This is a genomic window from Streptomyces sp. NPDC001339 (genome assembly GCF_042895955.1).
GTDB lineage: Bacteria > Actinomycetota > Actinomycetes > Streptomycetales > Streptomycetaceae > Streptomyces.
This window is the reverse complement of record NZ_JBIAWT010000016.1, coordinates 130,132-141,229: the sequence shown is the minus strand read 5'-3', so window position 1 is coordinate 141,229 and position 11,098 is coordinate 130,132. Positions and strand designations below refer to the sequence as shown.

Genomic DNA, 11,098 nt, shown 5'->3' with positions numbered 1-11,098 from the left:
TGCGCCGTCCGCGTGATCCGCCCCAACGGCGCCAGCACCCGCCCCGCCATCGCATAACCGAACGCGAACGCCACCACCGTCAAACCCAGCAACGCCAGCAGAGAGCGGTTGAGCAGGGTGTTGAGGGCCACCGCGCGCTGATGCTGCAGACACTCGTTGACGGCCTCCTGGAGGAGCGGGCCGGACGTCTGGGTCGGCAGGTCGCAGAAGTCACTCGTGGCCTCGAACTTGCCGCCGAGGATCTTCAGGGGCAGCGCACTGCCGTCGTGCAGCGCGTCCGCGGCCAGCATGTAGATGATCGTCAGCAGCACGATGCCGGCCATCAGGAACATGCCGCCGTACAGCAGCGTCAGCCGTATCCGGATCGTGGGGCGCAGCCACGGGAACGGCCGGACGTTGACCGGCCGGGGGTCCCAGGCGGGCTTGGGCGGCATGGGAGGCATGGGCGGCGGCGGCCCGGGCGCCTTGGCGGAGGCCGCTTTCGAGAACGAGGGCAGGGACGGCATCGCCGGTCAGATCCGGTATCCCGAGCCGGGGACGGTGACGATCACCGGGGGCTCGCCGAGCTTGCGACGCAGTGTCATGACCGTCACCCGTACAACGTTGGTGAACGGGTCGGTGTTCTCGTCCCAGGCCTTCTCCAGGAGCTGCTCGGCCGAGACGACCGTGCCGGCGCTGCGCATCAGCACCTCCAGCACCGCGAACTCCTTGGGGGCGAGCTGGACCTCCCGGCCGTCGCGGAACACCTCGCGGCGATTCGGGTCGAGCTTGATACCGGCCCGCTCCAGGACGGGCGGCAGCGCGACGGTCGTACGCCGTCCCAGGGCCCGTACCCGGGCCGTGAGCTCGGTGAACGCGAACGGCTTGGGGAGGTAGTCGTCGGCGCCGATCTCCAGGCCCTCGACGCGGTCGCTGACGTCGCCGGAGGCGGTGAGCATCAGGACACGGGTGGGCAGCCCCATCTCGACGATCTTGCGGCAGACGTCGTCACCGTGGACGACCGGGAGGTCACGGTCGAGCACGACGACGTCGTAGTCGTTGACCTCGATACGTTCCAGGGCGGCAGCGCCGTCGTAGACCACGTCGACGGCCATGGCCTCCCGGCGTAGTCCGGTGGCCACCGCATCGGCGAGCAGCTGCTCGTCCTCGACGACGAGAACACGCACGTCGCTAGTCCTTCCTCAGAGCCCACACGAGCGGGCGAAACACTGTACAGAGCCCTTCCATCCTGCCCCGAAGAGCCATAAACCGGCGGTAAGAGGGGGTGGGGAGGAGGGTGGAGCCGGTGGGCCGCGGAGCCCGACGGACCGGATTCCCTGGCATTCCCCGGCATTCCCCGGCAGGTTGAGGTTTCCCTGAGCGTCGGGGTGGGGAGGACGACTCCACACCCGCGATCACGCCCTGTTCATGTGGCGACCGATGAGCCATGACCTGATCCATCGCAGGGACCACGCCGTGATCGACCCACCCGTCGGCACACCCCCGTGCCACCGACCTTCGACGAGGGGGCGCACATGGACGCGTTCACCGCAGGCATTCTGCAGCGCATAGAGCAGACCACAGCCGATCGAGACCGGGCCCGCGCTGCGGGCGACGACTTCCTCGCCGAGATCGAGCAGGCCGAGCTCGAGGACCTGCACCGGCTGGCGACCGAGCACGGTGTGCACTACGGGGCGGTCAGCAACGCCTGACCGTCTTCCGGTCCACGACGACCCGCGACGACCCACGACGACAGCGCCCCGGCGTCCAGAGGACAGTGCCGGGGCGCTGTCGCGTCCGGTGCCGGGGCGCTGCCTCCTGCCCGGACGGGGCGGATCAGTCTCCTGCCCGGACGGGGCGGATCAGTCGTGCCAGGCGCCGAGCTCGTCCAGGATCGGCTGGAGCTGCGCGAAGAGGGCCGGGGAGGCCGCGAGGGTCAGCTCGTGCCCGACGGCCCGGCCGGGACGGCCGCCGGTCAGTGCACCGGCCTCCCGGGCGATCAGGGCGCCGGCCGCCAGGTCCCACGGGTTCAGGCCTCGCTCGTAGTAGGCATCGAGCCGGCCGCAGGCCACATCGCACAGATCGATCGCGGCCGAGCCGCCCCGCCGGATGTCGCGGACCTGCGGCAGCAGGGTGCGTACCACCTCGGCCTGGGCGGCCCGGCGGTCGGCGAGGTAGGAGAAGCCGGTGCCGAGCAGCGCCTCGGAGAGCGGCGGCGCGGGCCGGTGCCGGAGGCGCTCGCCGTTGTTGAACGCGCCACGGCCCAGGACGGCCTGGTAGGTCTCACCGCGCATCGGGGCGGCGACGACCCCGACGACCACCTCGCCGTCCCGCTCCGCCGCGATGGACACGGCCCAGGCCGGCAGACCGTAGAGGTAGTTGACGGTGCCATCGACGGGGTCGATGACCCAGCGGATACCGCTGGTGCCCTCGACGCTGGCGCCCTCCTCCCCCAGGAAGCCGTCGTCGGGGCGGCGCTCCCCGATGAAGCCGGTGATCAGCTTCTCGGCGGCGATGTCCATCTCGGTGACGACGTCGATGGGGCTGGTCTTCGTGGCGGCCACGCCGAGGTCGGCGGGCCGGCCGTCGCGCAGCAGGGCCCCGGCGCGGCGGGCGGCCTCCAGGGCGATGTCGAGGAGTTCGTCGTACAGCGCGTCGGTGTGCAGGGGGTCGGTGTGCAGAGGGTCGGGCACGGTGCTCCTTGCTCGAGGTACGGGTAGGGGGTGCGGGGTCGGGGTGCGGGGTGCGGGGTGCGGGTTAGTACGGGCGATGCGGCTCGTACGGGGCTGTGGCGCGCCGTACGGGCCGGTTACGCGGGCGTCCGCGCGACCGGGCCCTGCCAGTCGGCACCGGCGGCGGCCGGGCGGGGCCGGCGCGCCGGACAGCAGCCGGACGGGCACAGGTCGTGGCCGGCGCCGAGGGCGCCCAGCGCGCAGCGCTCCGGGGTGCCGCCCCGCTCCGTCGCCGCGCGCTCCAGGAGGAGGTCACGGACGGCCGCGGCGAACCGGGGGTCGGCGCCCACGGTGGCGGACCTGGCGACCGGCAGCCCCAGCTCGGCGGCCCTGGCGGTGGCCTCGGTGTCGAGGTCGTACTTCACCTCCATGTGGTCCGAGACGAAACCGATGGGGGCCATCACGACGGCGGGGACACCCACGGCGTGCCGCTCCTCCAGGTGGTCGCAGATGTCCGGCTCCAGCCAGGGGATGTGCGGGGCGCCGCTGCGCGACTGGTAGACCAGCCGCCAGGGGTGGTCCACGCCGGTCTCCTCCCGTACGGCGTCCGCGATCGCCCGGGCCACGTCCAGGTGCTGGGCGACGTAGGCGCCTCCCTCACCGCCCTCGGTGTGGTCCTCGGGCGGGCCGGAGGTGTCGGCGGCGGCGGTCGGGATGGAGTGGGTGGTGAAGGCGATATGGGCGCCGTCCCGGACGTCGGCGGGCAGTCCGGACAGGGACGCCAGAACGCCGTCGATCATCGGGCGGAGGAAACCGGGGTGGTTGAAGTAGTGTCGCAGCTTGTCGACCTGTGGCACGGGGAGCCCCTCGGCCCGCAGGGCGGCGAGCGCGTCGGCGAGGTTCTCGCGGTACTGCCGGCAGCCCGAGTACGAGGCGTAGGCGCTGGTCGCCAGGGTGGCGATCCGGCGGTGGCCGTCGTTGACCATGGTGCGCAGGGTGTCGGTCAGGTACGGCGCCCAGTTGCGGTTGCCCCAGTAGACGGGCAGGTCCAGGCCGTGCTCGGCGAAGTCCGCGCGCAGCGCGTCCAGCAGCGCGCGGTTCTGGGCGTTGATCGGGCTCACGCCGCCGAACAGGAAGTAGTGCTGCCCCACCTCCTGGAGGCGCTCCCGGGGGATGCCACGGCCCCGGGTGACGTTCTCCAGGAACGGGACCACCTCGTCGGGGCCTTCCGGGCCGCCGAAGGAGAGCAGCAGCAGGGCGTCATAGGGGCGGGGATCGCACTGTTCGGGCATGCCACCGATCCTGCCACCCTTCGCCCGGGGGCGAAGGGCAGGTCCCGGGCCGTGCGGGGCACCTGGAGATGCCGCGCGGCGCGGGGCAGCCGGCGATGCCCGCGCGGAGCGAGGGAAAAACCGGCGGCGGCCGACCCCACCCCACCCGTAAGCTGTATCAGCCACAGACATCCCTTACCGACCGTACCGACCTTCGGTCCTCACTCCGGCGGAGCGCCCCCTTGCCCAGTCCCTACCGCGCCCTGTTCGGCCGCCCCGGCACCGCGTCCTTCTCCGCCGCCGGACTGCTGGGGCGGATGCCGCTGTCGATGCTGGGCATCGGCGTCGTCACGATGGTCTCCCAGCTGACCGGCCGCTACGGCCTCGCGGGCGCGCTCTCGGCGACCCTCGCGCTGTCCGCCGCGGTCCTCGGCCCGCAGATATCCCGGATGGTGGACCGGTACGGCCAGCGGCGGGTGATGCGCCCGGCGACGCTGGTGTCGCTGACCGCGGTCGCCGGTCTGCTGCTGAGCACGCGGCAGGGCTGGCCGGACTGGGTCCTGTTCGTCTTCGCGGCCGGTGTGGGGTGTGTGCCCAGCGTGGGCTCGATGATCCGGGCGCGCTGGGCGGAGCTCTACCGGGGCTCCCCGCGCGAGCTGCACACCGCGTACGCGTGGGAGTCGATCCTCGACGAGGTGTGCTTCATCGCCGGGCCGATCCTGTCCATCGGCCTGTCCACGGCATGGTTCCCGCAGGCCGGGCCACTGCTGGCCGGTGCCTTCCTGGCGGCCGGGGTCTTCTGGCTCACGGCCCAGCGCCGGACGGAACCGGTCCCGCAACCGCGGGAGCAGCATGCCCGGGGCTCGGCGCTGCGCTCCCGGGGGCTGCAGGTGCTGGTGGTGACCTTCGTGGCGACCGGCGCGATCTTCGGGGCGATCGACGTGGTGACGGTGGCGTTCGCCGAGGAGGAGGGCCACAAGGCCGCGGCCAGCCTGGTCCTGGCGGTCTACGCGCTCGGCTCCTGTGTGGCGGGCGCCGTCTTCGGGCTGCTGCACCTCAAGGGGCACGCCTCGCGCCGCTGGGTGGCGGGGGTCTGCGCGATGGCGGTGAGCATGGTGCCGCTCCAGCTGGTGGACACCCTGCCGCTGCTGGGGGCCGCGCTGTTCGTGGCCGGGCTGTCCATCGCCCCGACGATGGTGACCACGATGGCGCTGGTCGAGGAGCACGTGCCACGGGCGCAGCTGACCGAGGGCATGACCTGGACCAGCACCGGCCTGGCGGTGGGCGTCGCGTTGGGTTCGTCGGCGGCGGGCTGGGTGGTGGACGCCGCCGGGGCCGCGCGCGGGTACCTCGTACCGGCGGCCGCGGGCGTGCTGGCCGCGCTGGTGGCGTTCGCGGGCTACCGCGGGCTCCGTCCGCGACCGGCGTCTTCGACGGCCGCCACGGCTTCCCCGACCTCCCTGGCCTCCCCGGTGGCGGCCGGGGGCACACCCGCTCGCAGCGGTCCGGCAGCCGCAGAGGAGCAGAGCGAGGAGAGCGTCTCTCAGGCGTGAGGTGAGTCGAGGAGAGCCTCTCTCAGGGCTGAGTCAGGGGTGAGGGCTGGGGTGGGTTCAGGGGGCGTTACGGGATGTCCCTGACGGGCGGTCGAACGGATCCCCTAAGGGTTGCGAGCACCCCCTGCGGGGCCACAACGAGGTGGGGGCGAGCGGTATTCCCTCTGTGGCCGGTGTGGCGGTCACTGGCATCATGCGCTCACACCAACGGCGGCCCACTCGTTGGGCCCGCCCGGAGGGAGGGGACGTCACCATGGCAGTCAGCGACGCCGTCGGCGGCTCGGGAGGACGCGGCGGCCGGGGAGGACGTGACGCCACCGCCACGGCCCGGCACCGGCCCCGGCCCTGGCGCAACTGGGCCGGCACCGTCACCGCCCGCCCCGCCCGGAGCGTGGCCCCGGCGAGCACCCAGGAACTGGCGGCCGCGGTCCGCGCCGCCGCCGCGGAGGGGCTGACCGTCAAGGCGGCCGGCACCGGCCACTCGTTCACTCCGGCCGCCGCCACCGACGGGCTGCTGATCCGGCCCGAGCGGCTCACCGGCGTCCGCGCGGTCGACCGCGAGGCCGGTACGGTCACGGTCGCCGCCGGTACGCCGCTCCGGCACCTCAACCAGACGCTCGCCGCCTACGGGCTGTCGCTCACCAACATGGGCGACATCATGGCGCAGACCGTCTCCGGGGCGACCAGTACCGGCACCCATGGCACCGGCCGCGACTCGGCCTCGCTCGCCGCCCAGATCACCGCCCTCGAACTGGTCACCGCCGACGGCTCGGTGCTGACCTGCTCCGCCGAGCAGAACCCGGACGTGTTCGCGGCGGCCCGCCTGGGCCTGGGCGCGCTGGGTGTGATCAGCGAGCTCACCTTCGCCGTGGAGCCGGAGTTCCTGCTGACCGCTCGCGAGGAGCCGATGCCGTACGCGGAGGTGACGGAGCGGTTCGACGAGCTGGTCGCCGAGAACGAGCACTTCGAGTTCTACTGGTTCCCGCACACCGGCAACTGCAGCACCAAGCGCAACAACCGCAGCCAGGGCCCCGCGGCGCCGCTCGGCAGGATCAGCGGCTGGTTCGAGGACGAGCTGCTGTCCAACGGGGCGTTCCAGGTCGCCTGCGCCGTCGGGCGGGCGGCGCCGGCCGCCATACCGGGCCTCGCCAGGCTCTCCAGCCGCGCGCTGTCGGCCCGTACGTACACCGACATCCCGTACAAGGTGTTCACGTCACCGCGCCGGGTGCGGTTCGTGGAGATGGAGTACGCGCTGCCGCGCGATGCCGCGCTCACCGCGCTCGGTGAGCTGAAGACGCTGGTGGAGCGCTCGGACTTCAAGGTCGGCTTCCCGGTGGAGGTGCGCACCGCACCGGCCGACGACATCCCGCTCTCCACCGCGTCGGGACGGGACACCGTCTATATCGCCGTGCACATGTACCGGGGCACGCCGTACCAGGCGTACTTCGCGGCCACCGAGCGGATCATGACCGCGTACGGGGGGCGTCCGCACTGGGGGAAGCTGCACACACGCGACGTCTCCCACCTCGCCGGCGCCTATCCGCGGTTCGCGGAGTTCGCCGCGGTACGCGACCGGCTGGACCCGGAGCGCCGGTTCGCCAATCCGTATCTGCGCCGGGTCCTGGGGGACTGAGGCGGGCTCGGGGCCCAGCGGTCCGCCGGGGTTACCGGACGGACCACCGGGGTTACCGGGCGGACCACCGCGCTTACCGGACGGTCCGCCAGGGGTCAGGAAGCAGCCGGGTCCAAGGCCTGTTTCTGCGGCTCCTGCTGCTTCTGCTGGGTCCCCTGGTCCTTGCCTCCGGTCGTGTCGCCGCCGGTGCCCGTACCGCCGTCGCCGCCGGTGCCGCCGCCCGTGCTGCTGCCGCCGGTGCTGCCGCTGCCGCCGTCGGCGGAGCCGCTCGGGGACGGCTTCGTGGACGGTGAGGTCTTCGGGTCCGGCGAGGAGCCGCTCCCCGAGGAGTCACCGGAACCACCGTCGCCGGACGGCGTCGGCGTGGGGGTGCCGTGGTCCTTGCCGTCGTCGGTGCCGGTCCCCGTACCGCTGTCGCCGGACCTGCCGGGATCCGGGTCGGAACCATGACCGCCACCCCGCCGACCGCCGTCCTCCGGCATCTGGCCGGTACCGGGCGACTGTGGGGTGCTGGGCTGCTGGCGCTTCGTTCCCCCGCCGCTGGTGAGCTGTTGGAACGTGGTGGTGCCCTTCTGACCGTCCGCCGTCTGGTCGGTCAGCAGCTCGGTGGCAGTGACCCCGCCCATGGCGAACACGAAGACCACGAGCGCGCCGAGCGCCGGCCGCTTCCAGCCGCGCAGCCGGGTGCCGTACGTCGCGGTGCTCAGCTCTTCGGGCTGTTCGGGCGCTCCGGGCGCTCCGACCTGCGGCATGGCCGTGGTGGCCGCCGGATGGGACGCCGCCGGGCGTCGCGTCGCCTGCCCCAGCGCCATGGTCGGGTCGTCGACCCGCCGCACCAGCTGGGTCCGGTCCGTGGGGTGGGCGCTCGCCGGATCGCGGCGGCGGGCCTCCTCGGCCCGCGGGACCAGCTGCGTTCGGTCCGGGTCGGGCCCGGGGGTTCTGGCGACGGAGGTGATCCCGCCCTCCGCGCCGTGCTTGCCGAGGGTCGGCAGCGCCCTCGTGGGCGCCACCGGGCCCGCGTCGTGCGCGAGCCGACCGGTGTCTTCAGATGTGTCGGTCGTGTCGGATGTGCCGGTTGTGGTGGTCGTGGATCGAGGGTGGGAGGAGAAGCGGCGCGGCTTCGGGCGGGTGACGACCGAGGCCTCCTTGATCTGTTCGCCGGTGCGCCGGAACAGGTGCTGGAATATCGAACCGCCGGTCGTGGCCAGGACACTGACCACACCCGCGCCGAGGACGGTTCCGTACACACTGAGCTGCGCGGCGAGGTACGCGGCGATGGCCGCGGCGAGTGCGCTGCCGGCTACCTGAGCCACGCTCAGGTCAATCCGCTTCCCCTTCTTCTTCGTGGCGGTTTCGGTTTCTTCGTCCATCTCCAACCTTTGTTAGCCCCTTCGATCCATGTTGCATGGAGAAGTGACCAATTGGAGTAGTCAATAGTTCCGAATCCGGGGGATCTGTGAAACTTGCCACCAGAGTTGCTGGTAGAGAGGCTGACAAGCCGACCCAACTACGCCCACCGGCCAGAAGTTCAGCGGCGCGGCGGTCCACCTCAGTGGCCCGAATGGAGTACTGTGGCCAGCCCTGGCCCCGGTTCCCGTCCGGCTGCCCGGAACCCACGGGAGGGGCCCTGAAGGCGGCACTCACCCGGGGCGCCGCCGCTCGGCACGGGTGATCGACGACAGGACAAGCGACATGGTCACCGAGCGTTGCGAACTGGTAACCGTGTCATAACGGCGTTTGAGGGCCAAGCCTCGACACGCCGGGCAACTCGGCAATGTTGTGGCAGGCTGCACCCGGGCAGGCCACACTCGACTAGCGGAAGCAGCGACGCACGTGACGTCGGCAGGCACCACCCGGGAGGTCCCCATGCCCGAACTGCGTGTCGTGGCCGTCTCCAACGACGGCACACGGCTGGTGCTCAAAGCTGCGGACAGCACCGAGTACACGCTTCCCATCGACGAACGGCTGCGCGCCGCGGTCCGCAACGACCGGGCGCGGCTCGGCCAGATCGAGATCGAGGTCGAGAGCCACCTCCGCCCACGGGACATCCAGGCCCGTATAAGGGCCGGTGCCTCCGCCGAGGAGGTCGCCCAGCTCGCCGGCATCCCCGTGGACCGGGTGCGCCGCTTCGAGGGCCCGGTGCTCGCCGAGCGCGCGTTCATGGCCGAGCGGGCCCGTAAGACCCCCGTGCGGCGCCCCGGCGAGAACACCGGTCCGCAGCTCGGTGAGGCGGTCACGGAGCGGCTGCTGCTGCGCGGCGCCGACAAGGAGAGCGTCCAGTGGGACTCCTGGCGCCGGGACGACGGCACCTGGGAAGTGCTGCTGGTCTACCGCGTCGCGGCCGAACCGCACTCGGCGACCTGGACGTACGACCCACCGCGCCGGCTTGTCCAGGCCGTGGACGACGAGGCGCGGGCGCTGATCGGCGAGAGCGACGACACGCCCGAGCCGAGCTTCCCGTTCGTCCCCCGGATCGCCCGGCTGCCGCGGGACCGGCCGCTGGACCGCGCCCTGGACCGCCAGACGCCCGAGCGCGGCGACCGCGGGGCACAGACCGGCGACGAGGAGAGCGACACCCGGAGCGGCGAGGAGGCCGCCGGTGAGCGGGAGCGCGAGCGGGATTCGCTGACCAGCCTGCTGGAGGCGGTGCCGAGCTTCCGGGGCGACCTGGTCGTACCGGAGAGCGCCAAGGCGCCGCAGAGCGACGAGGGGCCGGAGACCGAGGTCGAGGAGCCGCCGGCGGCCAGCGCGGGCGCGGGTTCCGCCTACGCCGATGTCCTGATGCCGCGCGCGGTGGCCGGACACCGCGAACGGCTGACCGGGACGACGGACCGGCAGGCCGAGGCGGACGGCGTACGGCCCGGACGGCGGGCGGCGGTTCCCAGCTGGGACGAGATCGTCTTCGGGACCCGGCGGAAGAAGCCGGAGTAGCGGAAGCAGGCGCAGGAGCGACCGGCCCGGCCCGGCCGTGGAACCTCGCCGTCCGCCCGTCCCCTGCTCCCAGGGGGCGGGCGGACGGCGTCATGGCGCGCCTGGGTCCCGCGCCGGGGCTCAGCCGGGCTGCGGACCGGTGGCCACCGGACGGGACGGATCGGCGCACCATTCGCTCCAGGAGCCGACGTACAGCGCGGCGGGGATGCCGGCAACCGCGAGGGCCAGTACCTGATGGGCGGCGGAGACCCCGGAGCCGCAGTAGACGCCGACCTCGGTGTCCGGCGTGGCGCCGAGTGCCGCGAAGCGCTCGGCCAGCTCGGACGCGTCGCGGAAGACCGTGCTCCGCTCGGCGACGTTCTCGGTCGTCGGCGCGGACACCGCGCCCGGGATATGGCCGGCGACCGGGTCGATGGGCTCGGCCTCGCCCCGGTAGCGCTCGGCGGCCCGCGCATCCAGGAGGACGCCGCGGCGGGCCAGGGCGGCCGCGTCGTCCGCCGTCAGCAGCGGCAGCGCGCCGGGCACGGGCGTGAAGTCGCCCTCGGACGGATGCGGACGGCCGGTGCTCAGCGCGCCGCCGGACGCCCGCCAGGCGGCGAGACCGCCGTCCAGGACACGCACATCGGGGTGGCCGCCCCAGCGCAGCAGCCACCAGGCGCGGGCGGCCGCCCAGCCCTGGCCGCCGTCGTAGACGACCACGGGGCACTCCGCGCGGACACCGGCGGCCCGCATCGCCTTCGCGAAGACGTCGAGGGCGGGGAGCGGATGGCGGCCGGCCGGTCCGGGCGTCCCGGCCAGCTCGTCGTCGAGGTCGATATAGACCGCGCCGGGCAGGTGGCCGGCCTCGTACTCGGGGCGGCCGGGCGGGCCGCCGAGCTGGTACCGCACGTCCAGGAGGACCGGCGGGACGGGCTTCGCCAACTCGCTCGCGAGTTCGGTAGCGGTGATGATGGCATTCATGGGAGTCATCCTTGCGTAGCTTCGACTACGTAGGGAAGGCAGGTGCCCACCCTCCGTATGACGGAGTTGTGCGCTGCCGCAACGGCGCCGAAACGGGTG

At 73.0% G+C, this 11,098-nt stretch carries 9 protein-coding genes and 1 pseudogene; 4 read left to right on the top strand and 6 right to left on the bottom strand.

All coding sequences use genetic code 11. From position 1 onward, the window contains the following. Both ACFY12_RS32875 and ACFY12_RS32870 read right to left on the bottom strand, forming a co-directional pair. Positions 1-506, bottom strand: a pseudogene (locus ACFY12_RS32875) (two-component sensor histidine kinase); the annotation flags it as partial. Between the two features lie 6 nt (positions 507-512). Next, on the bottom strand, positions 513-1,166 hold the full coding sequence (locus tag ACFY12_RS32870) for a response regulator transcription factor (RefSeq protein ID WP_066935648.1): 654 nt from the start codon (positions 1,164-1,166) through the stop codon (positions 513-515). 318 nt (positions 1,167-1,484) lie between these two features. On the opposite strand from ACFY12_RS32870, the gene ACFY12_RS32865 reads away from it, so the two are divergent. Next, positions 1,485-1,691: a hypothetical protein gene (locus tag ACFY12_RS32865; RefSeq protein WP_390719624.1), complete on the top strand. Its 207-nt coding sequence runs from the start codon at positions 1,485-1,487 to the stop codon at positions 1,689-1,691. Between the two features lie 150 nt (positions 1,692-1,841). On the opposite strand, the gene ACFY12_RS32860 is transcribed toward ACFY12_RS32865, so the two are convergent. After that, positions 1,842-2,672 (bottom strand): inositol monophosphatase family protein, encoded by an 831-nt coding sequence (locus ACFY12_RS32860; protein WP_390719618.1) that lies wholly within the window; start codon positions 2,670-2,672, stop codon positions 1,842-1,844. A gap of 116 nt (positions 2,673-2,788) precedes the next feature. Beyond that, the gene (locus ACFY12_RS32855; RefSeq protein ID WP_390719617.1) at positions 2,789-3,943 is read right to left on the bottom strand and encodes a ferrochelatase; all 1,155 of its coding nucleotides are present in this window, start codon (positions 3,941-3,943) and stop codon (positions 2,789-2,791) included. Positions 3,944-4,164: 221 nt separating this feature from the next. Between ACFY12_RS32855 and ACFY12_RS32850 the strand changes: the two genes are divergently transcribed. After that, on the top strand, positions 4,165-5,475 hold the full coding sequence (locus ACFY12_RS32850; RefSeq protein WP_390719616.1) for an MFS transporter: 1,311 nt from the start codon (positions 4,165-4,167) through the stop codon (positions 5,473-5,475). Between the two features lie 253 nt (positions 5,476-5,728). Further along, entirely contained in the window at positions 5,729-7,108 is a 1,380-nt protein-coding gene (locus ACFY12_RS32845; protein WP_390719615.1) for a D-arabinono-1,4-lactone oxidase, read from the top strand. A 95-nt stretch (positions 7,109-7,203) separates the two neighbouring features. Here ACFY12_RS32845 and ACFY12_RS32840 read toward each other — a convergent pair whose 3' ends face one another. Beyond that, positions 7,204-8,478: a hypothetical protein gene (locus ACFY12_RS32840; RefSeq protein ID WP_390719614.1), complete on the bottom strand. Its 1,275-nt coding sequence runs from the start codon at positions 8,476-8,478 to the stop codon at positions 7,204-7,206. Positions 8,479-8,974: 496 nt separating this feature from the next. On the opposite strand from ACFY12_RS32840, the gene sepH reads away from it, so the two are divergent. Further along, positions 8,975-10,039, top strand: coding sequence for a septation protein SepH (gene sepH, locus ACFY12_RS32835; RefSeq protein ID WP_390719613.1), 1,065 nt, complete (start codon positions 8,975-8,977; stop codon positions 10,037-10,039). A gap of 120 nt (positions 10,040-10,159) precedes the next feature. Here the strand turns inward: sepH and ACFY12_RS32830 are convergent, their stop codons facing one another. Then, entirely contained in the window at positions 10,160-10,999 is an 840-nt protein-coding gene (locus ACFY12_RS32830) for a sulfurtransferase (RefSeq protein WP_390719612.1), read from the bottom strand. Positions 11,000-11,098 lie beyond the last annotated feature (99 nt).